The sequence below is a fragment of the Petrotoga sp. 9PWA.NaAc.5.4 genome, assembly GCF_002895485.1.
GTDB lineage: Bacteria > Thermotogota > Thermotogae > Petrotogales > Petrotogaceae > AZRK01.
In genome coordinates this window covers 1-26,248 of record NZ_AZRK01000006.1, presented here as the reverse complement: position 1 = coordinate 26,248, position 26,248 = coordinate 1, and the positions used below count along the sequence as shown (strand labels likewise).

General features: G+C 31.1%; 22 protein-coding genes and 2 tRNA genes. 9 read left to right on the top strand and 15 right to left on the bottom strand.

The annotated features are described in order from the left end of the window. Positions 1–118 precede the first annotated feature (118 nt). From rplL to X924_RS03270, 9 genes are all read right to left on the bottom strand, one after another. Complete coding sequence (gene rplL / locus X924_RS03310) at positions 119–505, bottom strand: 50S ribosomal protein L7/L12 (protein ID WP_121957528.1); 387 nt, start codon at positions 503–505, stop codon at positions 119–121. Between the two features lie 24 nt (positions 506–529). Further along, complete coding sequence (rplJ, locus tag X924_RS03305) at positions 530–1,063, bottom strand: 50S ribosomal protein L10 (RefSeq protein ID WP_121957527.1); 534 nt, start codon at positions 1,061–1,063, stop codon at positions 530–532. Positions 1,064–1,229: 166 nt separating this feature from the next. Then, the gene (rplA, locus tag X924_RS03300) at positions 1,230–1,937 is read right to left on the bottom strand and encodes a 50S ribosomal protein L1 (protein WP_121957526.1); all 708 of its coding nucleotides are present in this window, start codon (positions 1,935–1,937) and stop codon (positions 1,230–1,232) included. 17 nt (positions 1,938–1,954) lie between these two features. Next, on the bottom strand, positions 1,955–2,383 hold the full coding sequence (gene rplK / locus X924_RS03295; RefSeq protein WP_121957525.1) for a 50S ribosomal protein L11: 429 nt from the start codon (positions 2,381–2,383) through the stop codon (positions 1,955–1,957). A 62-nt stretch (positions 2,384–2,445) separates the two neighbouring features. Then, on the bottom strand, positions 2,446–3,510 hold the full coding sequence (locus X924_RS03290; RefSeq protein WP_121957524.1) for a transcription termination/antitermination NusG family protein: 1,065 nt from the start codon (positions 3,508–3,510) through the stop codon (positions 2,446–2,448). 62 nt (positions 3,511–3,572) lie between these two features. Beyond that, positions 3,573–3,791 (bottom strand): preprotein translocase subunit SecE, encoded by a 219-nt coding sequence (gene secE, locus X924_RS03285; protein WP_121957523.1) that lies wholly within the window; start codon positions 3,789–3,791, stop codon positions 3,573–3,575. A 67-nt stretch (positions 3,792–3,858) separates the two neighbouring features. After that, positions 3,859–4,023 carry a 50S ribosomal protein L33 gene (gene rpmG / locus X924_RS10465; protein ID WP_121957522.1) on the bottom strand — a complete coding sequence of 55 codons (165 nt, stop codon included), beginning with the start codon at positions 4,021–4,023 and terminating at the stop codon, positions 3,859–3,861. A gap of 43 nt (positions 4,024–4,066) precedes the next feature. Further along, positions 4,067–4,153, bottom strand: a tRNA-Tyr gene (locus X924_RS03275). Positions 4,154–4,160: 7 nt separating this feature from the next. Next, positions 4,161–4,236 (bottom strand) — tRNA-Thr (locus X924_RS03270). A 431-nt stretch (positions 4,237–4,667) separates the two neighbouring features. Here X924_RS03270 and X924_RS03265 point away from each other — a divergent pair. The 9 genes from X924_RS03265 to X924_RS03225 all read left to right on the top strand — a co-directional run bounded on the left by X924_RS03265 (position 4,668) and on the right by X924_RS03225 (position 18,367). Then, positions 4,668–7,151, top strand: a complete 2,484-nt coding sequence (locus X924_RS03265) for an ATP-dependent Clp protease ATP-binding subunit (RefSeq protein ID WP_121957521.1) — start codon at positions 4,668–4,670, stop codon at positions 7,149–7,151. Then, the gene (gene radA / locus X924_RS03260; RefSeq protein WP_121957520.1) at positions 7,148–8,494 is read left to right on the top strand and encodes a DNA repair protein RadA; all 1,347 of its coding nucleotides are present in this window, start codon (positions 7,148–7,150) and stop codon (positions 8,492–8,494) included. Before X924_RS03265 ends, radA begins: the two co-directional genes overlap by 4 nt. Positions 8,495–8,496: 2 nt before the next feature. Beyond that, positions 8,497–9,624, top strand: a complete 1,128-nt coding sequence (disA, locus tag X924_RS03255; RefSeq protein ID WP_121957519.1) for a DNA integrity scanning diadenylate cyclase DisA — start codon at positions 8,497–8,499, stop codon at positions 9,622–9,624. A 19-nt stretch (positions 9,625–9,643) separates the two neighbouring features. After that, positions 9,644–10,096, top strand: a complete 453-nt coding sequence (gene smpB, locus X924_RS03250; protein WP_121957518.1) for an SsrA-binding protein SmpB — start codon at positions 9,644–9,646, stop codon at positions 10,094–10,096. Continuing rightward, positions 10,083–11,009, top strand: a complete 927-nt coding sequence (locus tag X924_RS03245; protein ID WP_121957517.1) for an ABC transporter ATP-binding protein — start codon at positions 10,083–10,085, stop codon at positions 11,007–11,009. The genes smpB and X924_RS03245 overlap by 14 nt, the downstream gene beginning before the upstream one ends. Before the next feature lie 37 nt (positions 11,010–11,046). Beyond that, the gene (gene abc-f / locus X924_RS03240) at positions 11,047–12,843 is read left to right on the top strand and encodes a ribosomal protection-like ABC-F family protein (RefSeq protein WP_121957516.1); all 1,797 of its coding nucleotides are present in this window, start codon (positions 11,047–11,049) and stop codon (positions 12,841–12,843) included. Positions 12,844–12,891: 48 nt separating this feature from the next. Continuing rightward, complete coding sequence (locus X924_RS03235) at positions 12,892–14,868, top strand: glycoside hydrolase family 13 protein (RefSeq protein ID WP_121957515.1); 1,977 nt, start codon at positions 12,892–12,894, stop codon at positions 14,866–14,868. 249 nt (positions 14,869–15,117) lie between these two features. Continuing rightward, a complete protein-coding gene (ligA, locus tag X924_RS03230) occupies positions 15,118–17,112 on the top strand; it encodes an NAD-dependent DNA ligase LigA (protein ID WP_121957514.1) in 1,995 nt (664 codons plus the stop codon). A gap of 136 nt (positions 17,113–17,248) precedes the next feature. After that, positions 17,249–18,367, top strand: a complete 1,119-nt coding sequence (locus X924_RS03225) for a hypothetical protein (protein WP_146255662.1) — start codon at positions 17,249–17,251, stop codon at positions 18,365–18,367. A 38-nt stretch (positions 18,368–18,405) separates the two neighbouring features. Here X924_RS03225 and X924_RS03220 read toward each other — a convergent pair whose 3' ends face one another. The 6 genes from X924_RS03220 to X924_RS03195 all read right to left on the bottom strand — a co-directional run. Next, on the bottom strand, positions 18,406–19,422 hold the full coding sequence (locus X924_RS03220; RefSeq protein ID WP_121957512.1) for a 6-phosphofructokinase: 1,017 nt from the start codon (positions 19,420–19,422) through the stop codon (positions 18,406–18,408). A gap of 45 nt (positions 19,423–19,467) precedes the next feature. Beyond that, on the bottom strand, positions 19,468–21,450 hold the full coding sequence (locus X924_RS03215; RefSeq protein WP_121957511.1) for a sodium-translocating pyrophosphatase: 1,983 nt from the start codon (positions 21,448–21,450) through the stop codon (positions 19,468–19,470). A gap of 148 nt (positions 21,451–21,598) precedes the next feature. Further along, positions 21,599–22,594, bottom strand: a complete 996-nt coding sequence (locus X924_RS03210) for a LacI family DNA-binding transcriptional regulator (protein ID WP_121957510.1) — start codon at positions 22,592–22,594, stop codon at positions 21,599–21,601. A 26-nt stretch (positions 22,595–22,620) separates the two neighbouring features. Further along, on the bottom strand, positions 22,621–23,028 hold the full coding sequence (locus X924_RS03205; RefSeq protein ID WP_121957509.1) for a VOC family protein: 408 nt from the start codon (positions 23,026–23,028) through the stop codon (positions 22,621–22,623). A 6-nt stretch (positions 23,029–23,034) separates the two neighbouring features. After that, positions 23,035–25,416, bottom strand: a complete 2,382-nt coding sequence (locus tag X924_RS03200; RefSeq protein ID WP_121957508.1) for a sugar-binding domain-containing protein — start codon at positions 25,414–25,416, stop codon at positions 23,035–23,037. Positions 25,417–26,055: 639 nt separating this feature from the next. Then, positions 26,056–26,248, bottom strand: a 193-nt coding sequence (locus X924_RS03195) for a hypothetical protein (RefSeq protein ID WP_146255661.1), incomplete at its 5' end; no start/stop codon positions are given.

The window sequence follows — 26,248 nt, the reverse complement described above, 5'->3', positions numbered from 1 at the left end:
ACCACCTCGTTTTCTATCATTTAATAAAGAAAAAACGAAAAAAGTGCATCGGGATAAGCCCAATGCAACTTCAATTATAACTTTTTTTTTTAAAATTAATGTTAAACTTTTAATTCAATTACTTGATTTCAACTTCTGCTCCAGCTTCTTCTAATTTTTTCTTGACATCTTCTGCTTCTGCTTTTGTAACTCCTTCTTTTATTTTAGCATCAGGAGTTCCAGCTTTTTCAACTAAATCTTTAGCTTCTTTCAAACCTAAACCTGTAAGTTCTCTAACAACTTTAATAACGCCGATTTTCTTATCTCCAAAACCTTTAAGTATTACATCAAATTGAGTTTTTTCTTCTTCTTGAGCTTGTCCTGCAGAAGTTGCTCCGGGAACAGCAGCTGCTACTACAGGAGCCGCTGCAGAAACTCCAAACTCTTCTTCTAAAGCCTTTACCAATTCAGCTAGTTCTCCCACAGTCATATTTTTTATTTCATTGATAAGTTCTTCCCTTGTCATTTAAAAACACCTCCATAAAATATTTTATTTGTTTTCTTTAATTGCATTTAAAACATATAAAAAGCTTCTCAAAGTACCGGATAAAACATTTACTAAGCCAGATATAGGACTGTTTAATGACCTTGCTAACATAGCATAAAGTTCCTGTTTTGAAGGTAGTTTGGAATATTCTTTTACTTTCTCAGCATCAATTATTGCTCCTTCTAAAATACCACCTTTTATCTGAGGAAGTTGGTTATTTGAATCAGAAAATTTTTGAACTACTTTTAATACCTCTATGGGGTCACGGTCTTTCGCATAAATTACTCCTGTGCTACCTTCAAAGAATTTTTGGTAATCTTTTTCCATTGACGCTAATTTTGAAGCGGTTTTTAAAAGTGATGTTCTATAAACTTTAAAAGTGACATCCTTTCCAAAATTTTTAAATAATTCTATTCTAAAAGCGTTTGTCTGATCCACAGACATTCCTGTAAAATCAACAAATAAAATGATAGGTGAATTTTGAAGAGCCTGGATGAATTCATCTATCAAACTTTTCTTTTTTTCTTTAGTTAGCAAAAGAGCACCTCCTTATAAAAAAAGCGGCTCACGGCCGCGGATTAAAGAAATAGATAACTTTTTATCTATTTCTATTCCACATGCCTCAGTAGGCGAGCATTAAAGCTCTTTAACTTTCAATTTGACCAACTTTCTTTGGCACGTTAAAATGAAAATTTTATAAAAATCAGGCAACTTTTAATTGTTCTGTACTGAGATCTATATTAATTCCTACGCCCATAGTTGGTGCAATAACAACTTTATTAATGAATTTGCCTTTCGCAGATTCGGGCTTCATTTTTGATAACTGTTCCAACGCAGATAATAAGTTCTCCTTTAAATCCTCTTTTGCAAAAGAGACTTTACCAATTGGTATATGAACATTTCCCGTCCTATCGTTTCTAATTTCAACTTTTCCTGATTTGAAGTCTTTAACAGCTTGGGCAACATTCTCTGTAACTGTCCCGGCTTTTGGAGAAGGCATTAAACCCCTTGGTCCTAAAACTTTTCCCAGTTTTGCTATTTTTCGCATCATATCGGGTGTAGAAATGGCTACATCGAAATCAGTCCATCCTTCAGAACTTATTTTATTTATAAAATCATCAGAACCAACATAATCAGCACCAGCTTGTCTTGCCTGTTCAGCATTTTCTCCCTCTGCAAAGACTAACACTCTTACTTTTTTACCGGTTCCTTTTGGCAGAGAAATTGTGCCTCTAACGTTTTGATCACTTTTTTTTGGATCTATTCCCAAAACTACATGCATTTCAACTGTACCATCAAATTTACTATAAGAAACCTTTTTTACAAGTTCCAAAGCTTCATCTATACTATAACTTTTAGTTTTATCAACTAATTTTACGATTTCTTGGTATTTTTTCCCTCTTTTTGGCATTATTTTCTCCTCCCTTTTTAACCTTCTACGATTTCGATTCCCATATTTCTTGCAGTTCCGGCAATTATTTTCATAGCGGCTTCTATATCTTTAGCGTTTAAATCTTTCATCTTGAGCTCAGCTATTTCTTTTAATTGACTTTTCGTTATTTTTCCAACCATCTCTTTACCCGGTTGTTTTGCGCCAGACTTAACATTAGCGGCTTTTTTAAGCAAGAAAGAAGCGGGAGGAGTTTTAACAATAAATGTAAAAGATCTATCTTCAAAAATAGAAATCTCTACTGGCAAAAGAGTACCAGCTTGATCCGCAGTTGCAGCGTTAAATTTTTTACAAAACTCCATTAAGTTCACACCATATTGTCCTAATGCAGGACCTACTGGTGGTGCAGGAGTTGCTTTTCCAGCTTCAAGTTGAAGCTTCACCACTCTTATAAGTTTTTTTGCCATACTTTATAACCTCCTTGTGGTATATCGGGATTGATTAAAATCCCTCCCACTTACTTTATATTTTAATCTATTATTTTTTCTATTTCACTTAGAGATAATGTTACAGCAGTTTCTCTTCCGAACATAGTAACAACTACACTAACTTCCTGTTTTTCTAAGTCGATAGTTTTTATTTTCCCTGTAAAATACTCAAAAGGTCCGCTTATTATTTTTATATGTTCACCTATTTCGAAATCTGTTCTAATCTCTTTAATTTGTTTCTTTTCATATTCTTCTTCTCCAATTAATCTCAAAATAGCTCTGATTTCTTGTCTTTTTAATTTTACAGGTTTACCTCCAATACTCAAAAAAGAAGAAATATAAGCTATATTTTTTACTAAATTTTCTGTTTCTTTTAGATACATCATTTCTATAAACACATATCCAGGAAAAAGATTCCGCCTTTTAGTTTTTACTATTTTAACTTCTCTATAGAAAGCAGTTTCTCTAATATCTATTCTTCCAGAAAACTTGGCTTGATATTGACGAGAGCTCCCTATTACAGTTCCTTGTTCTACATAAGTTCCCGTTTTATATAACTCATTCTTAAAACATTCTTTAGGAACTATATAAACTTCTTCTTCTCCATTATCTGTTTTTAGAACTATTCTTTTAACTTTTTCGCTTGATACAATCTCTCCATCTACATCACTTTCGTATTCCATGTTTTTACTTAAGGGGGTACCTGCTCTCAACTTTTTTCCTATTCTTAACCCTGAAATTATACCTGCACTCTCGGGAATTAAAAAAGCTTTATAATATTTTTTTCCTTCGGTTTCAACGGTAATCCTTCTATAATTTTTTAGTTCTAAAATAACTCCACTTGATTTTACACGTATTTCGGTATCTTTTGCCAAAAGATCGCCTTTTTTTACGTCTCTGCCTTTTTTTACATATAATTCTGCATTTTTAGAAACAAAAACCCTATCAGTCTTTTTATTTGAATAATTCAATTCTTCTACTTCAGGTATAATAATTTTTCCAAAATACCTTTCATATCCTAACGATTTAATTCTTTCTTCTAATGTTTCTTTTACTTTATTCTCCATTCCTGAATAAACTTGAAGTACATACCATTCTTTACGCATATTTTAAGTTTCACCACATTTATAATTTAATTTGAAGATCAAAAAATAAACAACCATAGACTTTATGGAATTCCTGAACCTTGATTTCTCAAAAAAACAGGATAAACCAATAGAGTAAAAAATTGTAACAAACCGAAATCTACAGCAAATAAGTAAACAGCAACAAAAGCTATTATTATCAAAACAATAATTGTAGAATTAAGCAACTCCTTACGAGTTGGCCAATTAATTTTTTTTGCTTCTTGCCAAACAGAAGTTAAAAAAATCCAAAATTTAGACATATTTAACACTCCCGTTTATTATAAAATAATATCTGAATTACTGCACGAAACATAAAATAGCAAATAACTAAATCTTTGCTTCTACATGAAGAGTGTGTTTTTTGCAATGAGGGCAATATTTCTTTAGTTCTATTTTTTCTTTAAAATTTCTATTCTTTCTTTTATAATAGTTTCTATTGTTGCATTCTGTACATTTTAAAGAAAAAATTATTATTTGAGTTTTTGATGCCATTTCACTCACCTCTTTAAAGAATATAGAAATAAAAATAAATAAATGGTGGTGAGGGAAGGATTCGAACCTTCGAAGGCAGTCTGCCAGCGGATTTACAGTCCGCCCCCTTTGGCCTCTCGGGCACCTCACCAATAATTTGGAGCCGATGAAGGGACTTGAACCCCCAACCTGCTGATTACAAGTCAGCCGCTCTGCCAATTGAGCTACATCGGCAAAAATTCTTTTCTTAACCGAAGTTGATTATATCAAAGGAGTGTATTCTTGTCAATTTCATTTAAGTTAACAATATATTAAAAACTTTATTTAAATGGTTCTCTTCCAAAAACGGTAGATAAAAAAACAAGGCATGAACAATGAGTAAAAAAATTGGTATCATTGTGATTAAAATATTGAATAAAAAACTGCTTAATTACTACATTATTCGTGAGGGCCTTTTCATTTTTTAAGAAAAATCAAAAAAGGCTTTTTTATTAAAATTAGCAAAGAATTTATTTTTAAATATTTTGTTTTTAACAATATTCGTGATACAATTATAATGAAAAAGTGAAAATACTGCGAATATGAATCGTTTGTTTAATATAAATTTGAAATTAGTGATTTGTGCAATTTTAAAGTATAGTGTATCAAGAAGGAGGAGCATATCCATGTTTGATAATTTTACAGAAAGAGCGGCCAAAGTTTTTATAGAAGCTCAGAACGAAGCGAAGGAAATGGGACATCCATATGTAGGAACCGAGCACATTCTTTTGGGATTATTGAGAGTAGGAGGAAAGTATTTAGATAAAATATTTGAAGAATTTAATCTTCACTATAATTCCATAAAAATGGAAATTACTAATGTTGTGGGAACAAATTCTACACAAGGAATTATAGGTTCTCCTCAGCCAACTCCCAGGGCTAAAAGGATATTAGAGTTAGCGTATGATGAAGCTGAATTAATGGGCTTTAGCAAGATTGATGCGGAGCATTTGTTGTTAGGAATATGTAGAGAAGCAGAAGGAATAGCTTCTCACATATTAAAAAGGTATGGAATCAATCTTTCCTTAATGAGAAAAGAATTAGCTGAAATTATGATGAAAGGCGAGCCTTTGGGAAAAGGAGAAATATTAAAAACAGAGGAATTGGAAGAACGTAAACGACAAAAGCAAAACGCACTTAAACAATTAGAGGAATTTGGGATAGATCTTACGGCATTGGCAGAAAATAATAAATTAGATCCTGTTATAGGAAGAGAAGTAGAAATAAATAGGGTTATGGAAATTTTGGTAAGAAGGAAGAAAAATAATCCTGTTTTAATTGGTGAAGCAGGGGTAGGAAAAAGTGCGGTTGTTGAAGGTTTAGCACAGAGAATAGCCAATGGTTCTGTCCCAGAAATTTTAAAAAGTAAAACTATATTTTCCTTAGATATTACGGCTTTAGTTGCAGGAACTAAATATAGAGGCGAATTTGAAAAAAGAATGAAGAAGTTGATGCAAATATTGGAGAAAACAGAAGATATTATACTTTTTATAGATGAGTTACACATGATAGTAGAAGCTGGAGCAGCTGAAGGATCGTCAATGGATGCTGCGAATGTCTTGAAACCTGCATTAGCCAATGGGAAAATTACTATTATAGGTTCGACTACTTCAAGCGAGTATAGAAAATTTATTGAAAAAGATCCTGCGTTGGAAAGAAGGTTTCAAAAAATTTATGTATCCGAACCAAGCATAGAAGAGACAATTAATATTCTTCAAGGCATAAAATTTAAATATGAGGAACATCATAAAGTAAAATATACTAACAGTGCTATCGAAGCGGCAGTACATCTTTCAGCAAGATATATAACAGATCGTCAGTTGCCGGATAAAGCTATAGATGTTATAGATGAAGCTGGAGCTAAAGCAAGATTAAAAGCTCTTACACTTCCTGAAGACTTAAGAATAGAAGCTGAAAAGATTGAAAATTTAGAAATTAGTAATAAAGATCCTGAAAAACTTGAAAAAAAGAGAGAAGAAATGAAAGAAAAGTACAAGGAAACATATGTTAAGTGGAGAAATGAAGCAGAAAATAAAATTATTCCTATTTCAGAGGAAAATATTTCTGAAATTATCTCGAATTGGACAGGAGTACCTTTGCAACAATTACAGGTTGAAGAAATGCAGAGACTTTTGAATTTGGAAATAGTGTTACACAAAAGGGTAGTGGGACAAGATGAAGCTATAAAATCGATTGCTAAAGCAATAAGAAGAGCAAGAAGTGGCTTAAAAGATCCACGACGTCCAAATGGTGTATTCTTGTTTTTAGGGCCTACGGGAGTAGGAAAAACTGAGTTAGCAAAGACGTTGGCCAGTTATTTGTTTGGTGATGATACGCATTTGGTGAGAATAGATATGAGTGAGTATATGGAAAAGTTTAGTGTCTCAAGACTTGTTGGTGCACCTCCTGGATATGTTGGATACGATGAAGGAGGTCAATTGACAGAGATTGTAAGAAGAAGACCATACTCTGTGATCTTATTAGATGAAATTGAAAAAGCTCACCCTGATGTTTATAATATACTTTTACAAATAATGGACGAAGGAAGACTCACGGATTCCCAAGGACGAACCGTTGATTTTAGAAATGCTATTATAATAATGACCTCTAATCTAGGTTCTGAACAAATTAATAAATCTAAGAGAAGCTTAGGTTTTGTTGAAGAAAACAATTTAGAAAACGAATACAAAGATATTAAAGAACAAGTAATGTCTGCAGTTAAGAAAACTTTCAAACCTGAGTTTATAAACAGATTAGATGATGTAATTGTATTTCATCCATTAACAAAAGAACAATTGAAAGACATTATTAATATACAACTTTCTGATCTCAAGAGCAGACTGGAAGAAAAAAATCTTGGACTGTCTGTAAAAGAAAGTGCGATGACATTCTTATTAGAAAAAGGATATGATCCAGTTTTTGGGGCAAGGCCTTTAAAGAGAACTATACAACGATATATTGAAGATCCTTTATCGGAAGAAATTCTAAGAGGTAAATATGAAGAAGGAGACAAAATAATTATTACATACAAAAAGAACGATAACAAATTATCTTTTAGAAAAGCTCCAAATCGTCAAAAAAAGGTTGAAAAGAAAGTGGTTAACACTTGAGAAAACCGGAGAAATATTATATTTGTAATAATTGTGGTTATGAGTCTGACAAATGGTTTGCGAAGTGTCCAGTTTGTAATGAATTAGAATCCGCGGTAGAATATACCGCGGATATTGCTTTTGATAGTTCAAATGATGAAAATAAGCAAATAATTTATATAGATCAAAGTATTGATTTACCTGAAAAGATTTCTTTGAAAATGAAAGATATAAATGAAGCATTAAATGGCGGAATAGTTAAAGGTGGTGTTTATCTTTTAAGTGGAGAACCTGGAATAGGAAAAAGTACTCTTTTAAGTCAATTAGCAAACTCTTTTGAGACATCTGAAGGGTTCGTATTGTACGTTTCTGGTGAAGAATCTACTGAACAAGTATTACAACGATTTAGGAGACTGGGAATAAAAGATAAAAATATTGGTTTAATATTTGAGAGTAATGTTGAAAAGATTTTAAAATCCATTAATAATATAAATAAAGATCCAACTATTGTATTGATAGATTCTATACAAACTTTAAAAAGTGAAAGTATAGATTCAGTGCCTGGTAGTATTATGCAAGTGCGCGAATCGGCGAGGATGATTGTAGATTTTGCCAAGAAAAAAAACGTTACTGTTATAATGATAAGTCATGTAAATAAAGAAGGGGCTATAGCTGGTCCAAAAGTATTAGAACACATGGTTGATTGTGTTTTACAGTTGGATTTGGAGAAAAGTTCTGGATTAAGGCTTCTAAAGGTAACAAAAAATAGATTTGGTCCAACTGATGAATTGGTGTTATTAGAAATTACTGAAAAGGGTTTAAAACCCATAGAAAATTTAACTTCATATTTTCTTTCCGAATATTCGAATGAACCTGGTAATTCTCTAACAATTGCGAAGGTAGGACATAGATTTTTACCTATTGAAATTCAAGCTTTAGTTAGTAATCCTGTATATGGTTCTCCTCGAAGAGTTACCTCAGGAATTCCTATGGATAGACTTTTAATGGTTATAGCGGTTCTTTCTAAAAAGTTAAAATTACCTGTGGATAGTAAAGATATTTTTGTTAATACGTCAGGTGGTTTAAAAATATCTGATAGTTCAATTGATCTTGCAGTAGCGCTGTCTTTAATTTCGTCAGTCTTTGATGAACCTCCTAATTTTACTTCTGTGGCTTTAGGAGAGATAGGGCTTGATGGTAATGTAAGAGGTATATCCCTTTTGGAAAAGCGCGTGGATATAGCTTTAAAATTGGGGGTAGAGGTTATTATTATTCCCAATAACAAGATTTTTAAAAATGATAAAATATTATTTGCCGAAAACGTTAAAGATTTGATAAAATTATTTAGAAAGGGGGAAAGATAATTTTGGATGAGAAGCTTGAAAAAATTTTCAGTATATTAGCTCCGGGCAAACCTGTTAGAAGTGGAATAGATAGAATTTTAGAAGCAAATTTAGGAGCTTTATTATTTTTTTCTTCTGATGCCGAAGATCATTTGAAAAAAGGCTTGATTCATTTGGGCTTTAAAATTGATTGCGAATTTTTACCAGAAAAAGTATATGAACTTTCCAAAATGGATGGGGCTATTATTCTTAATGTTGATGGAACGAAGATTTTATATGCTAATGCTTTGCTGAATCCTGATGAAACTATCAGCAGTTCTGAAACAGGGATGAGGCATAAAACTGCTGAAAAAATTTCAGTTCAAACGGGGGATTTGGCAGTTGCCATCTCCAAAAGAAGAAATGTAATTTCTGCTTATTATGATAAAATTAAACACGAATTGTTACCCGAAAATGTTCTATTTGCAAGATTAAATCAGGAAATAACAATTGCTCAAAGGTATAGGCAAAATTTTATGAGCTTGGTTGAATATTTAAATTTAGAAGAAGCAAAAGGAGAAGTTTCTTTAGATTATGTGGTTGAAACTTTGTCTAAGGGTTTATTAACAATAAAGATTACCCAAAGAGCTGAAAAATATTTGTTAGAACTTGGAGAAATAGCAGGTAGCGCAAAAATCGAGCATGAAGAAATTCTAAGATCGATGCCTAAATTGGTTGGAGCAATAATAATGGATTATAGTTCAGAAAATATAAAATGTCAGCGACCAGAAGAAGCCGTAGATATTTTCAACAATTATAGCATAGATACTTTGGTAAAGCCTTTAGAGATAGCTAAGGTTTTAGGCTATGATATTGCTTCAGAGGATGAATTAGAAGAAGAAAAACTTACTTCGAGGGGTTATCGAATACTTTATTCCACTAAGTTACCATCAATAGCAATTAAAAATGTGATTGAGAACTTTAAAACATTGCCGGAATTAATGAAAGCAACTTATGATGAATTAACAGATATTTCGGGAATTGGGAAAAGAAGAGCAAAGATTATTTTAGATGCTATAAATAAAAAAAGGAAAGGTAAAGATTTTTCTCTTTCAGAATTAAACCTTATTTCTGATGAGAAAGATGAGGTAGATAAAATAAGAAATCCTTAAGTATTATTGAGGTGTATGAATGAAAATATTAGCGAGAAATAAAAAAGCTTTTCACGATTATGAGATATTAGAAACCATAGAAGCAGGAATTTCCTTAAAAGGTACAGAGGTAAAGTCTGCCAAAGAAGGTAAGATAAGCTTTAAAGATAGTTTTTGTAAAGTAGAACGTGGAGAGCTTATATTATATAATGTGCATATTAGTCCTTATTCAAGTGGGAGTGTTTTTAATCATGATCCTGAAAGTCCAAGAAAGTTATTATTACATAAAAGAGAAATTATACGTTTGAACACAAAAGTTAAAAAAGAAGGGTTAACCATAATACCTTTAGAATTTTATGTGAATGATAGAGGAATTATTAAAGTTAAGATAGCGTTGGCTAAAGGTCTTAAAAAATATGATAAACGTGAAAAAATAGCAGAAAGAGATTTTGAAAGGAGAGTAAGGAAAGAAAAAAAATATGAAATCACATGAATATAATAAAGTAGCTATAGAAATAAAAGATGTTACAAAAAGATTTGGTAAAACTGTAGCTGTAGACAATGTAAGTTTACAAATTAATAAGGGAGAAATATTTGGCCTTATTGGGCCAAATGGTGCAGGCAAATCAACAATAATGAAAATGATTTCTACATTATTGTATCCAACTTCTGGTAAAGTAGCGATATTTGGAACCGATATCTCTAAAAACAAAACGTTTATAAGAAAGATAATTTCTCTTGTTTCAGACTATTCTGTTTTAGAAGATGATTTAACACCATACGAGAATTTAAAAGTTTTTTCAATTGCAGCCCAGGTTGAAAATGCTGAAGCTAAAATTGAGGAATTTCTAAATACTTTTGGATTGAATAAGTATCGAAATAAATTAACAAAACACTTATCTTCTGGGAATAAGCAGAAATTAAATGTAGCAAGAGCATTATTAAAATCCCCTGAGATTCTTCTCTTAGATGAACCCACAAATGCTATAGATGTTGAGTCTTCAAGATTCATAAGAAGATATATAATAAATGAAAATATTAATAAAGGAACTACGATAGTAATAACGTCCCACCATTTGTGGGAAGTAGAACAACTTGCAACAAATATAGGAATAATAATAGAAGGTAAATTGGTTATAAAAGATAATATTGACAACGTTTACAATAGATTTGATTCTATTATAAATATATATGAAATTAACTGTAAAAAAGAAGATTATGAAAATTTAATGGCATATCTTAAAGATCATAACGATGTTTTAGCTATAAAACCCATATCTCATGAAAAAATTGTTGTAGATTCTAAAAATTCCAATTTTAAATTAGAAAGTTTTCAAGCATCTATAAAAAAAATAAGACCGACCTTAGAAGATATATATTCTTATGTTTTGGCGAATCCTTCTTAAAAGATAATATTAATTTTGCTATTAAGGATGAACGAAGATGATCTTAAGATTAGACAATGTTTCACATAACTACGGAGATTTTTTCTTATTTTATGATGTTAATTTGGAAATAAACTCCATGGATAAAATAGGTTTGATAGGTAAAAATGGTTCAGGTAAAACCACCTTGCTTAAAATCATAATGGGTGAGATAGAGCCAATAGAGGGAGAAGTAATAAGAAAAAATAATTTAGATATCTCCCTTTTAACTCAGTATAGAACTACTAATGCAGATATATCTTTGTATGAGTTTTTAAAAGAAGGTGTATCAAAAAATCTTGAAGATTATATAGTTGATAAAAGTGTGAGGAATATTTTAGTGGGTTTGGGTTTTTCTGAAGATCAATGGAAAAGGAAAGTTTCTACATTGAGTGGTGGAGAATTGACGAGGTTATCCTTAGGTAGAGTTCTTGCTGTTGAACATGAGTTATTATTGTTAGATGAACCGACGAATCATTTGGATCTATACTCGATAGAATGGTTGATTAAATATTTAAAAAATTATAAAGGCGCTTTGGTTGTTATATCTCATGATAGAGCTTTCTTAGAACAAATATGTGGTAAATATTGGGAAATTAATAATTCTAAAGTTTGGGAATTTAAAGGAAGCTTTGGAGAATATTTGAAATTACGAGAAATATATATAAACTCTGTTAATACAAGAAAAGAAAATTTACAAAAGGAAATAACGAGATTAGAAAAAATGATTCAAAGATATAGAATTTGGGGTACTGAAAAAATGGTGAGGCAAGCTGTTTTAAGGGAGAGAAAATTAGACGAGTTAAAAGCTGAATTAGAAGAAATTGAAAACATCGAAGATGGAAAACCAATAAAAATAAATATTCCTCAGCCAGAAAAAACAGGTTATAAGATTTTAGAAGTAGATAGTTTATCTTTTTCATATCATAAAAATCAAAATCTTCTTAAGGATATTTCTTTTAAAGTTTTTGAAGGAGAAAAGATAGCCATATTGGGTAAAAATGGTTCGGGTAAAAGTACTCTTTTGAAAATTTTAATTGGGGAAGTTAAAAATTATTCAGGAAAGGTAAAGTGGGGGCACAACATAAAAATAGGTTATTTAGACCAAGTAATATTAAATCTTTTTCAGGATTCAGATATATTAAGTGAAACGTGGAATTTAGTAAAAGATTGGAAAGACTTTGAAGTTAGAAAGTATTTAGGTAGATTTGGTTTCTATGGTGAAGAAGTTTTTAAAAAGATAAATGAATTGTCTGGAGGAGAGTTGACAAGACTTGCGCTTGCTAAAATTTTGCTTGAAAAACCTAATGTACTAATATTAGACGAACCTACAAATCATTTAGACATTTTGACGATCGAAACGTTAGAAAATACTTTAAAAGAATATAAAGGGGCTATGATTTTTGTTTCACATGACGAGTATTTCATAAAGAATATAGCTGATAAGTATGTTTTAATAGAAGATGGTTTTTGTGAAATAGATGAAGACTTTGATAATATAATAGATAGTATAAAGAATTCTTCGTTTAAAATAAAAAAATACAAAAAAAAGAATATCGATTATGAGAAAAATAAAAGGGCTAAAAATAGAATAAAAAGTTTAAAGCTTCAGCTTTCAGATATAAGAAAAAGAGCCGATATTTTATTTAAAGATCTGGATTTTATAGAAACTAAACTTTTTAAAGTTGGAGACGATTATAATAAAGTTATGGAATTAATGGAAGAAAAAGGCAAAAAAGAAAAAGAATTATTAAATTTAGAGATTTTAGAAGAAGAATTAGTAAAAGAACTTTATTCCTTAGAAAATGGAGAATAAACTGATAAATGATGTAGGAATTTATAAAAGAATTAGGTGGAGGAAATCATGAAAGGGATTTATTCTGATCAAACAAACATTTTTCTTACTCCTGAAGAGCCGGAGATAAACGACGAAGTTACTGTAAGGTTAAGAATACCGAAATATCTAGGTAAAAGTATAGGTAAAGTAATTTTTGCCCCAGAAAAAGATCTGAAAAACTATCATCACAGGCCAATGATCTTTTTCAAAGAAACTAACTATTATTACTACTTCCAAGGGGCTTTTAAAATGCCTGATAGAATAGTAAGATATCATTTTGAAATAGAACTAATTGAAAGAAATAAAAAAATTGTATTTGATGCTATGGGAGTAGTTGAGAATCGCGAAGTTCATGATTTTAGGCTTATAGCAGGATTTAAAACTCCAAGTTGGGCCCAAGGAACTGTATACTATCAAATTTTTGTTGATAGATTCAATAATGGTGATAAATCGAACGATCCAGTAGATCATGAATATGAGTATGATGGTCAGGAAGTCGTAAAAAAAACTTGGGATCAATTACCAGATCCTAAAAATGGACATAGAGAGTTTTATGGTGGGGATTTAAAAGGGATTATAGAAAAAATTGATTATTTAAATGATTTAGGGGTGGAAACAATTTTACTAAACCCTATTTTCGTTTCTCCAAGCCCCCATAAATATGATACACAAGATTACGAGCATGTAGATCCTCACTTTGGAGTAATTGAGGAAGATTCACAAGATTTAAAAGAAAAGTATAGAATAAGAACCACTTCTGAAATAAATCTTCAAAAAAGCGACGAATTATTACAAAATTTGATAAGTCAAGCTCATAATAAAAATATAAAAGTTATTTTAGATGGGGTTTTTAATCATTGTGGATCTTTTCATAAATGGATGGATGAGATGAATTTGTATGGCAATGGAGCTAAAAATAAAAAGGATTCACCGTTTAAATCTTATTTTTATTGGGATTCAAAAGGTAATTATGAAGGTTGGTGGGGATTTCACACATTACCAAAGTTAAATTATTCTAATGCTTATTTATGGAAGTATATTAGTGATATTGGGGTAAAATGGGTTAGCGAACCTTTTAATGCAGACGGTTGGAGGTTGGATGTAGCTGATGATTTGGGAAAATCTTTTGAAACAAACAGTTCTTTTTGGAGATATTTTTATAAAAACATTAAAAGGGCAAACCCTGAAACTATAATTTTTGCAGAAATATATAAATCACCTTTAGCATGGATAGAAAGAAAATGTTGGGACTCTATAATGAATTATATAACTTGTATGGATCCGATTAGTTATTTTCTTACAGGAATTGAAAAGCATAGCGAAATTTCAAAACCTGAGCTTTTGAAGAATTCCGAATATTTTGTAAGTTGTGTAAAATGGGCTTTATCACAACTTCCGATGAATAGTAAATTTATAGCTTTGAATCAGTTGAGTAACCATGACCATTCAAGGTGGATGACCCGTACTAACCAGAAAGTGGGAAGATTGGGACAGCAAACTCATGAAGATGCCGAAAATGGTGTGGATTTAGATGTTTTTAAAATAGGATTAGTTATGATGTTTACATTACCTGGTTCTCCAGGTTTATTTTATGGTGATGAAATTGGGATGGCAGGTTGGACTGATCCAGATAACAGGAGACCTTTTCCCTGGGATAAAGAAACCGAAAATAATGTAGATATAAGGAATTTCACTAAAGATTTAATAAAAATATATAAAGAACATAGTGTATTAAGGAAAGGTTCCTTTGATTTTATCGATTGGAAGGATGGATACGTTTCATATGCATGTTGGAATGAAGATGAGAGTATAATCACTATAATTAATAGAGAAGAAGATTCAAAAGAAATAGAATTACCAATATGGTTATTAGATAAGCGAGAAGGAAACTTGGAATTAATATTTTCAACTGTAAGTTTTGAGCTAAAGGATAAATCCTATTATGATGGGAAAAAAGAATTGTTAATTCCTGCAAAGTCGGCTATTATTTTAAGAGTTAATTGATTAAAGTGAAGAAGTGTTTAAATAGAGTTTTTAAAAATAAAAATAAGTTTTTGAATTTAAAGTGGGTTAAGGGCGAAGCCCTCCTCCCTTTGATAAAAACACCGAAAAGATTAAAGAAGTGTATATTTTGTAAGGATTAGAATCGAGAAAGTATTTCTGAAAAAATTAAATGTCAAAACATTTATAGAATTTGAGTTTCATAATTTCTAAAGTAAGTATATTGAAAGAATCATAGGAGGATCTTTAATAATGTCAGTTCCTGAAAATGTAAAAAAAAGATATGAACAATTGAAAGCTGAAATAGAAGAGCATAACTATAGATATTATGTATTAGCAGATCCAATAATCTCCGATCAAGAATACGATAAACTTTTTAGAGAACTTTTAGAAATAGAAAAAAAGTATCCGGAATTAAAAGCTCCTGATTCTCCGAGCCAAAGGATAGGAGGTACAGTTTTAGAGGGTTTTAATAAAGTTGCTCATTCCGTTCCCATGTTATCTCTTGATAATACCTACAATGAAGAAGAAATTATGGAGTTTCATAAAAGAGTATTGAAAAATTCGAATAGAAATAATGTGGATTATTTATGTGAATTAAAGATAGATGGAGTTTCTGTAGCAATTCGATACGTTAATGGACTATTAGATCTCGCTTTAACACGTGGAGACGGTTTAATAGGCGAAGATATTACAGAAAATGTAAAAACAGTTGCGAGTATTCCTTTAAAACTAAGAAAGAACATAGATATCGAAGTACGTGGTGAAATATATATGCCAATTAAAGAGTTTGTAAGAATAAATGTTGAAAGGGAAGAAAAAGGATTATCAATATTTGCCAATCCTCGTAATGCAACTGCGGGAACATTGAAACTATTGGATAGTACAGAAGTTGCAAAAAGGAAATTAAATTCTTTTATATATTATATAATATTTCCTGAAAATTACGGTTTAAAAACGCAAGAGGAAGCTCTAACTTTTTTAAAAGAGTTAGGTTTTAGAGTAAATCTAAATTACAAGAAAGCTGAAAATATAAATGAAGTTATAGATTTTTGGAAAAAATGGAATAGCATGAGAAGAGAATTAGAGTATGAGGCAGATGGAATAGTTGTCAAGGTTAACGAATTTGATATACAAAGAATATTAGGAGAAACTGTTAGATCTCCCCGATGGGCTATAGCGTTTAAATTTCAAGCTGAGCAAAAAGAAGCAAAATTAGTAAAAGTGAAATTTCAAGTTGGAAGTACAGGTATAATAACTCCTGTAGCTGAATTCAGTCCCATTAGACTGGAAGGAACAATTGTAAAACGAGCAAGTTTACATAATTTTGATTATGTGAAAGAGAGAGATATAAGAGAAGGCGATTATGTAATTGTTGAAAAAGCAGGAGGTATAATACCTCAAGTTATTGGACCAGTAAAAGAAAAGAGAACTGGAGAAGAAAAAATTATAGAACCACCAAAAGAATGTCCGGTTTGTGGAGGAAAAGTTGGGAAAATAAAATCTGAAGAGGTTGCTATTAGATGTTTAAATCCTTCATGTCCTGAAAAATTATTGAGATCTCTTGAGAATTTTGTATCAAGAGAGTGTATGAACATTCAAGGGTTAGGAGAAAAACTTCTAAAAAGAATGATTGATGCGGGTTTAATAAAAGATATAGCAGATCTTTATTATTTGAATGATGAGAAATTGAGAAGTTTAGGTAAAGGAATAGGTGATAAAATTATACAAAATATTCTGAATCAAATAGAAGACTCAAAAAATCGAGATTTGTATAGTTTGATAAATGCCTTAGGGATTCCAAATGTTGGAGCTAAAACAGCGAAAGATTTAGCTTATCATTTCAAATCAATAGAAAATTTAATGAATGCGAGTTTTTCAGATTTAGTTGAAATAGAAGGAATTGGTGAAGATACAGCGCGAGCTATTATAAATTTTTTCTCTCAAGAAGAAGTTAAAAAAATAATAGATAAGTTAAAAGACGCTGGAGTTAATATGGGTTATATTCAAGTAAAAAAAGAAGGGCCTCTTAACGGAAAAATTATTTGTCAAACTGGTTCACTATCAAGGATGACGAGACAAGAATTTGCGGAATATGTAGAATCAAAAGGTGGTACATTTACAGAAACTCTCACTAAAAAGACTGATATTCTTGTAGTAGGGGAAAATCCAGGATCAAAATTAGCAAAGGCTCAACAATATGGAACATTGATAATGACAGAAGAAGAATTTTTTAATAAATATTAACGTGATTACAATAGAAAAGAAAAAAGATAAATTAAAGAAATTTGTAGTTAGTAAGGATCAGAAAAGTATAGATATAAAATAGTTATGAAGTATAAATTTGAAAGCTTCTAATATGGATGATTTTAAGGGAGAGAAAATGAAAGAATTTGGTAAGGTTACAATTTTATTGTTGTTATTGTTCAGTAATATATTTGTGTTCAGTGAAGTTGCCATAGATCAAAAATATCTTTTAAAATCAATTTATGAAGGAAAAGATTTCACCAACGTTTTTCCTTATCCAATTTATGATGAAGCTTATTCTGGATTTGAACCCTATTTTATTTATTGGGATATAGATCCAATATGGTTGATTAGTGGAATTTATAAAACAAATTGGTCGGATTTTGAAAGAGGATTGTATTTATCTGATTCAATACCATATGTAAAAGGATTTATGGGTGGATATGATGCAGGTAATATGAGAATAATATCAGGATTATATTTTTTTGATCCTTATCTTGATGAAGAATCATTTTTAAGACAAAGAAACACAAGTTACGATAGAAATTCGGACAGATATCGTATAGAAAACTTTGGATATTCTGATCCATCCAAAGTACTTTTTATACATAGAGTAGAATGGATTTTTTTTGAAAAATTAAGGTTATCTTTGAGTGAATTAAATCTTATTGGAGGTAAATATCCCGATCTTTCTGATGCAAATCCATTTGGTGTTTCTCATAACAATTTAGGAGAAGGTTTTTCAAATAGCATGATGGGTTTAGATTTTTCTCTAATTCCATTCGATGGTTTTCAAATATATGGTCAATTTGCAATGGATGATTTTGTTGTACAGTCTACAGAATCTGGTGCAGAGGATTACAAGCCAACGGCCTTAGCCTGGAGTTTTGGTACAAGAAAAGTTTATAAAAGTTCTAATTTCTATGTTTCTCCTAAAATTGAATATTATAAAATTTATACTTGGATGTATAATCAATGGTTACCTTATTTAAAATGGACTGCATTTTATGGGAATGAGGAATTCCCAATAGGATTTGATTATGGGAATGATATGGAAGGTTTTTTAATAGGTATAGATATTTTTAATGATAATGTTAGTTATAAATTGATATTTGAAAGATATTTGAAAGGAGAGATAGATCTTTCTACTCCATATGAAGATGAAAGGAAAATAGATAGTTTACAATGGGCCGGGCCTTATGGGGAAACTTCGAATTTCATAGTAATTTCTTTCCAGTTTGAAATAAAAATTTAGCGATGCGAGTTTTTATGCATCGCTAAATAGATGATTTATTAAAAAAATAATTTTGCCATTTCATATAATTCTTTGCTTATTTCTTTATTTTTTAAAATATCAGATGTATAAGGTTTTTCTATGACTTCAAAACCCTTTAAACCCAAAGCAATATTAGCTTTTCCTTTTTTAACAGCAGCTATTGCACTAAAACCAAATTTAAAAGCTAAATATCTATCGAAGGAAGAGGGTGTACCTCCTCTTTGTAAGTAATCTAAGTTAACAGTTCTACATTCTATATTTTTTAAATTTTCTTTTATATATTCTGTAATTAATTCCGAAGGTCTCATAAAATTTCTAACTTTGGGATCTGTAACCACAGCATTTATTTTCTCGGGAAGTTTAACCTTCTCTTCAACTACTATGAGTGAAAATTTTCTACCTATTTCATACCTTTTTTTAATATTTTCTAACAAGTTATCAGGATCAAATTCAATTTCTGGGGTAATAATGTAGTCAGCTCCTCCCGCCATACCGCCAATTGTAGCTAACCAACCAGCTTCGTCTCCTCCTACTTCAATCACTATTACTCGATGGCCTGCACTTGCAGTAGAATGTAGTCTATCCAAAGCATCGGAAACTACTTGTAAGGCGGTTAAAAATCCTATACTTATGTCTGTCCAAGCTAAATCATTATCAATGGTAGCAGGTATTATAATGGAAGGGATACCTTCATCGGCTAATTTTAAAGCAATCTTTGCACCAGTATGTCCTGTAAGTAAAATAAGACTGGTAATTTGATATTTTTGGAAATTTTCCTTGAGTTTTTTCAAGTCTTCTGGATTTTCAGTGGGATCATATTTTGATGAGCCCAAAATGATTCCACCTTCTGGTAATTTGCCTGATACATGTTCTTTAACCATAATAGTCATTTTATCTTGAACAAGTCCTAAAAATCCATCATATACACCTACAATTTCGATATCATCATCAGCACCTTTAACTATAAGCGCTCTTATTACAGCATTAAGACCAGGGCAATCTCCTCCTACATTCAAAACAGCAACTCTTTTCATTATTATCACCCCTTTCAATGATTGATTTTCTAAATTATGATATAATTACTCAAAAATTCTAATAAGAAGCGGAATTACCACTATAGATACTATAGACATTAATTTAATTAGAATGTTTATAGAAGGTCCGGCTGTATCTTTTAAGGGATCACCTACAGTATCTCCTACAACGGCAGCTTTGTGAGCCATAGAACCTTTTCCACCTAAATTTCCTTCTTCTATATACTTTTTTGCATTATCCCATGCTCCTCCAGAATTAGCCATAAATATTGCTAACATAACTCCTGAAACTGTAGTTCCAGCCAACATTCCTGCTACTGCTTCTTTGCCTAAGAGAAAATAAACAATCATAGGAGAAATAACAGCTATTAAAGCAGGAAGGATCATATGCTTTAAAGCACCGTTGGTTGCGATTTTAACACACCTTCCATAATCAGGTTCTGCTTTGCCTTCCATTAATCCAACTATTTCGTTGAATTGTCTTCTAACTTCTTGAACCATAAGGGTAGCAGCGTTTCCTACTGCTTTCATCACTAATGCTGAAAAAAGAAAAGGTAACATAGCTCCAATTAATAACGCAGTAAAAACATTTGCATTATTCAAATCTATCAAAGAAACATTAGCAACTTGAATATATGAAGCAAAAAGAGCTAAAGCTGTTAAAGCAGCAGATCCAATAGCAAATCCTTTTCCTATAGCTGCTGTGGTGTTTCCTACCGAATCTAATTTATCCGTTCTTTGTCTAACAGATGATTCAAGTCCGGCCATTTCAGCAATTCCTCCCGCATTATCAGCTATAGGTCCGTATGCATCTATAGATAGCGTCATACCCAAGGTTGAAAGCATTCCAACTGAAGCTATGGCTATTCCAAATAGGCCGTAAAAAGTAAAAGAAATAACAATGGAAGCCCCTATAAAAATTATGGGAAATAAGGTTGATTCCATTCCTAAAGCTAAACCATTTATAATAAGAGGTGCAGAACCTGAAGGAGCGTTCTGAGCAAGTTTAAAAACAGGCTTTTTTGAAGTATAATGTTCAGTTATAGCTCCAATTAAAATGCCAACAATCATGCCAGAGATAACTATCAAGCCGGCTTGAAAAGTATTTAAAATAATTTTAGATAAAAATAAAACAATTATTGCTTGTAAGAAACTTGTCAGATAAGTACCAAAATTTAAGGCCTTTTGTGGATTTATATTTTTAGCTTTTTTAATAAAATAATTTACGCTGACTATTCCGATGATAGACAAAATTAAGCCAGAAGAGGCTACAAAAAAAGGAAAAATTGCTCCTTTAAGAGAATAAGCAAGTCCACCTAAAACGGAAGCAGAATATATAGATCCTATATAAGATTCGTATAAATCAGCACCCATTCCAGCAACATCGCCCACATTATCTCCAACATTATCTGCAATAACAGCAGGATTTCTTGGATCATCCTCAGGAATATTTGCTTCCAATTTTCCTACCAAGTCTGCTCCAACATCAGCGGCTTTTGTAAATATTCCCCCCCCAACTCTTGCAAAAAGAGCAACAAAAGAAGCTCCCATAGCATAACCACCCATCATTTCTGTGTTTCCACCGCCAAAATAAAAAATCATCCCTAATCCTATCAATCCCAAAGAAGTTACAGTTATTCCCATAACAGCTCCTGCATTAAAAGCAATCGTTAAAGCTCCTTTTAAACTATTTATAGCTGCCTGAGTAGTTCTTGTATTAGCCCGAGTTGCGATTGACATTCCAAAGAAACCTGAAAGTATTGAAAACATTGCACCTAACCCAAAAGATAAAGACATTTCAAAAGAAGAAATTTGCCATAAAAGTATTGCCGATAGGATAATTACTAAGAAAAGTATCTTATATTCTGAGAACAGGAAAGACTTTGCTCCGACTTGGATAGCCTTTGAAAGTTTTTGCATCTTTTCATTTCCGGCTGGTTTCTCTAAGATATTAAAAACTAAGAAAACAGTAAAAATTAAACCTATCCCCCCACTTATTACTGCAATTAATTGAAAAATAGCCCCCATAAGCGCCCTCCTTTTTGACCATGTTTTAAAAACAGATGGAGTAAATATTTTCCCTTATTTTAATATATTATAATATATAGAAGCTTTTTTTTAAAATTTATTTTGTAAAAATAAGCATTTGAATTTATATTAGGGTCAAAGTGAGGGTCTAATCGATTTTTTTTACAGAATCTCTTAATATTAACTTTGTAGGAAGAATCATTCGTCTTTTTGTTTTGCTTTCAATTTTTCCTTCAATTCTTTCTATTAAAAGTTTTGCAGCATTTAGCCCCATTTCATAGGTGGGTTGTTTAACAGTTGTTAAAGATGGATGAATATACTTAGAAAATGTCGCATCATCAAAGCCAACCACAGAAACATCTTCTGGACAATTAATGGCAGCTTGTTTTAAAGCCTTAATACCTCCCAAAGCCGTCCAATCATTAGGGAAGGAAATAGCCGTAAAATTTTTCCCGTCTCTTTCAAGATATTTTTTTATAGCTTCATAACCTTCTTCTACACTAAAACCACCGGGGAGAGAAAATACTTCAAAATCATTTTTCTTTGAAGAAAAGTCTATATAAGCTTTTTTTCTTTCCCTGGCAGAATATATCTCTATCATTCCTTCGACATAAAGAACTTTCCTATGTCCCATTTTATATAGATATTTAGCTGTTTCCAAAGAAGATGAATAATTGTTTATACTAACGATATCTATTTTTAGGTCTGATTTTTCTCTATCAACCGCCACAACAGGAATGCCTGCTTCAAAGAATTTTTCTAAAAATTCATCATCGTTATATGTGGTGCATAGTATTATACCATCTACTTTCCTTGCGAAAAATTCATCTAAGGCTTCTTTTTCTTTTTTTAAAGAATGCCTATAAGTTGAAAGAAACATTTCGTAACTGTTTATAATCAAAGATTCTTCTATTCCTTCAGCTATCATTCCATAATAATCGGCTTTTAAATCTGGAACTAATACTCCAACTACTCTATAGGAGCTACCTTTTATGTTTTCACCTCTTCTATAATTTATTTCTTTTATAGCTTTCAAAACTTTGTTTCTTGTTTCTTCTGAAACGTTTTCACAACCGTTAAGAACTCTGGATACCGTAGCAATAGAATAACCGCACATTTTAGCGACATCTCTAATGGTGGGCATAGTTATCTCACCTCAAAAAATTCATTTCAATAATTTTCTAACTTAAGATTTCCTTCAATTATCTCTATTAATATATTATTAGGATCTTTGAAGAAGGCGATTCTTACACCTCCTTCAGCATCGGTAGGTTGCATAGTGAATTCTACTCCTTTTTCTTTTAAATATTCAAAAGTCTTATCAACACTTTCAACTTTGAAAGCGAAATGTTTGATTCCTATATCTTTATCGTTATAAGAAGTTATACTTTTACCTTTCTCTACGAAATAGAATAGTTCTAAAACTTTATCTCCCATATAAAGATATACAATAGTAAAATTTCCATTATCTTGAACCAATTTTCCCAATATTTTAAAACCAAGAATATTAGTATAAAAATCGATGGATTCTTCTAAATTAGAAACAGTAATGGCTAAATGATCAAACACAAAATTCATAATATTTCATCTCCTTAAAAAATCATAAGTACTTTTTATAGTTATATCTCCTTTGATGTTTGTTAATGTTTTAGAATTAGAAGGAAAAAGAGTAAAAAAATTATCGTCAATATAGTTTTCTTCATTCACTCTTATATTCACGCCTAAAGCAGGTTTTTCGCAATTTAAAATTAGGTCGTTTCCTTCTTTGTTAATAGTTATCATAGGATCTTTTAATTTGTTAATTCTAAGATCTGCGAATAATTCATGATTTTCAATTATTGTTTTTCCGTTTTGCTTTAAATTAATATAAGCAATAGTGTTTTCAACATCAATGTTTGAGACATCCAATTGCTCAACAGTAATTACAGAATCTTCAGCAATTTTTACATTTAAAAACTCTTCTTTTTTAATTAATTCTCCGTTTAGAGACCACAGTTGAAATTCCAAATCAACTTTTGTAGCAAAGCTATCGTTAATAATAGAGATTATGATTTTCCCGTCTTTATTTTTGGCGATTGGTAATATCGGGTTATAAAACCTTTTAGTATAAAAATATAATGCTTTAGGTCTTTTAAAATAATCTATGCATGACCAGCTAAAAACAGGCCAAGAGTCATTGATTTGCCAGTAAAGAGTGCCGGCTGTTCTATATTTTCTACTTCTCCAATGTTCAACACCTGTTTTTATGGCCTCAGCTTGATTCAATTGTGTCAAATAAACTATAGAATCAAAATTAGTTATCAAACCGTTATGAGAGTTAATAAACTTTAATAACCTTTCAGGTCCTTCTACTTGTTTATTGTGATTTAACATCACTTCAGAAAACATTTCTTTTTGCTCATCCATAGCAAAAAAATCTATAGTTTTAGGATCTGGTGCAGCTTGAAATCCAAATTCACTTACAAATTTTGAAGTATCTTTCGTATAATATTTAAAATCTTGCCAACCGGACCAAATTTCCCAAACATGTCTGTCGCCTGCTTCATTGGAGTTAGCCTTACTCCCACCATATGGACTAGATGGCCAATATAATCTTGTAGGGTCTTCTTCAGCACATATTTTTGGAAAATCTTCTAAATACAATCTATTACCTAAATTTTTCCCATCGACTTTTATCTTGTAATCCCATTCTTCAAAACCCCAGTTGTTTTCATTGTTACCGCACCAAAGTACTATACATGGATGGTATCTTAACTTTGTTACATTGTATTTTACTTCTTCATTAGCCAATTTTCTGAACCATTCAATATGATCGGGATATTCAGCACACGCAAACATAAAATCTTGCCAAACTAAAATGCCAAACTCATCACATTTATTGTAAAAAGTAGTATCTTCGTAAAGTCCTCCACCCCAAACCCTCAACATATTCATATTAGAATTTTTAGCCATTTTAATTAATTGTTCGTAGTCTTTTTCTTTAAGCCAGCTTAAAATATTTTCTGCAGGTATCCAGTTAGCTCCTTTAGCAAATATTTTCTTTCCGTTTATCTCAAATATGAAACTCTCTCCTTCTCCATCGTTTTCTCTTATAACTTTTACTATTCTAAATCCTATTCTCTTTTTTTCTGAATATAGTTCTTCATTTTTTTTCAAAAGTTTAAATTCAACTTTGTAAAGATAACTTTCGCCTAAATCATGAGGATACCATAACTTAATATCTTCTATGATTTTGGTTCCTCTAAATATATATCCTTTATTACTGTTAATTACTGGCAAAACAAAACTTATGAAATCATTTAAAGTTATTTCAACTTTATAATCTTCTGGGTTATCTGAATTAATATCAACATAACCTGTAAAATTGACCTTTCCGTTTAAATCCTCTAAATATGCAGTAGAACCAAATACTCTTCCGTTTTTATAATTATCTATATATATATTTCTATATATTCCACTTGTAGCTATCCTTGCTCCCCAATCCCATCCGTATGAATATTGTGCTTTTCTTATATAAACTCTTGCAGTTTCTTCCCCTGCATGAAGCTTTCCATAATTTTTCTCTAATCTCGTTGGTATATCTATAGGAGATAATATTTCTACTTTTATAGAATTTTCTCCAACTTTTAGATATTTTTTTACATTAAATCTGTATTCAATGAACATATCTTCGGTTTTTCCTACATACTGACCATTTACGTATATGTTTGCAAGTGTATCTACACCTTCTAAAACTAAATCATACCTATTTTCTTGATTTATATTATCAATATTAAAATTTCTTTCATAAATCCAATCTTTCCATTCAAGTCTTTTAAAAAGTTTTTCATTTTTCCCTATATAAGGGTGAGGCATAAGTTTCAAATCTACAAGGTCACCTTGAGCTGTTCCTGGAACGTTTCCTTCAAAATTAAACTCGTTTTCATTGTCATATACTTTCCATTTTCCGTTTAAAGATATTTGCAATTTATTATTCCTCCTTGAATTCTTATATTTTACTCACATTACAAATTTTAAAAAATAATTTTTATCAATGTTTTAACTTTTAGTTTTTTCAAAAACACCCTCATAACTTTAATATTCACTAATTATTTATTTCTTTAACTTTTCGGTACTTGTACCAAGAGAGGGGGAGAGGGCTCCGCCCTAGACCCATTTTAAATTCAAAAGCTTATTTTCTGAAAATTATCGTTTCTAAAGTACCTGTTTAATTCTTACAAAATATAAATTTCTTTAACTTTTTCGGTATTTTTACCGAAGGAGAGAGGAGGGCTCCGCCCTGGACCTGTTATAAACATTAAATCTTATTTTTAGAAAACCTTTATTTCTGAAGTCACTATATAATTTTGACCAATTTTCTATTTTTTTAACTTCTTCGGTACTTGCACCAAGAAAGGGGGAGAGGGCTCCGCCCTGGGCCCATTTTAAATTCAAAAGCTTATTTTCTGAAAATTATCGTTTCTAAAGTACCTGTTTAATTCTTACAAAATATAAATTTCTTTAACTTTTCGGTACTTGTACCAAGAGAGGGGGAGAGGGCTCCGCCCTTAACTCATTGTAAAATCAAAAACATTGTTTTAGAAAATTTTTTACTACCTTTTGGATTTATATCTTAAAGCTCTCAACTAACCCTTTCAACTCTGAAGATATTTCATTTAATTCTTTAGCATCTTCATTTATCCCTATAGCTTGTTCTACTTGGTTGTCTATTATCTTTCTCGATCTTTCTAACTGCTGGCTTATTTCTGTTACTGCCTTTGCTACTCTGTCCATCGCTGAACTCATCTCTTGGGCACTT

Bases quoted from the DNA above. Each gene is read 5' to 3' on its own strand.
- X924_RS03290 (WP_121957524.1), bottom strand. From the start codon at position 3,510: ATGCGTAAAGAATGGTATGTACTTCAAGTTTATTCAGGAATGGAGAAT.
- X924_RS03215 (WP_121957511.1), bottom strand. From the start codon at position 21,450: ATGGGGGCTATTTTTCAATTAATTGCAGTAATAAGTGGGGGGATAGGT.
- X924_RS03245 (WP_121957517.1), top strand. From the start codon at position 10,083: ATGAAATCACATGAATATAATAAAGTAGCTATAGAAATAAAAGATGTT.
- X924_RS03220 (WP_121957512.1), bottom strand. From the start codon at position 19,422: ATGAAAAGAGTTGCTGTTTTGAATGTAGGAGGAGATTGCCCTGGTCTT.
- rplA (WP_121957526.1), bottom strand. From the start codon at position 1,937: ATGCCAAAAAGAGGGAAAAAATACCAAGAAATCGTAAAATTAGTTGAT.
- X924_RS03265 (WP_121957521.1), top strand. From the start codon at position 4,668: ATGTTTGATAATTTTACAGAAAGAGCGGCCAAAGTTTTTATAGAAGCT.
- X924_RS03205 (WP_121957509.1), bottom strand. From the start codon at position 23,028: ATGAATTTTGTGTTTGATCATTTAGCCATTACTGTTTCTAATTTAGAA.
- X924_RS03210 (WP_121957510.1), bottom strand. From the start codon at position 22,594: ATGCCCACCATTAGAGATGTCGCTAAAATGTGCGGTTATTCTATTGCT.
- rplL (WP_121957528.1), bottom strand. From the start codon at position 505: ATGACAAGGGAAGAACTTATCAATGAAATAAAAAATATGACTGTGGGA.
- abc-f (WP_121957516.1), top strand. From the start codon at position 11,047: ATGATCTTAAGATTAGACAATGTTTCACATAACTACGGAGATTTTTTC.
- rpmG (WP_121957522.1), bottom strand. From the start codon at position 4,023: ATGGCATCAAAAACTCAAATAATAATTTTTTCTTTAAAATGTACAGAA.
- smpB (WP_121957518.1), top strand. From the start codon at position 9,644: ATGAAAATATTAGCGAGAAATAAAAAAGCTTTTCACGATTATGAGATA.
- ligA (WP_121957514.1), top strand. From the start codon at position 15,118: ATGTCAGTTCCTGAAAATGTAAAAAAAAGATATGAACAATTGAAAGCT.
- secE (WP_121957523.1), bottom strand. From the start codon at position 3,791: ATGTCTAAATTTTGGATTTTTTTAACTTCTGTTTGGCAAGAAGCAAAA.
- X924_RS03235 (WP_121957515.1), top strand. From the start codon at position 12,892: ATGAAAGGGATTTATTCTGATCAAACAAACATTTTTCTTACTCCTGAA.
- X924_RS03225 (WP_146255662.1), top strand. From the start codon at position 17,249: ATGAAAGAATTTGGTAAGGTTACAATTTTATTGTTGTTATTGTTCAGT.
- rplK (WP_121957525.1), bottom strand. From the start codon at position 2,383: ATGGCAAAAAAACTTATAAGAGTGGTGAAGCTTCAACTTGAAGCTGGA.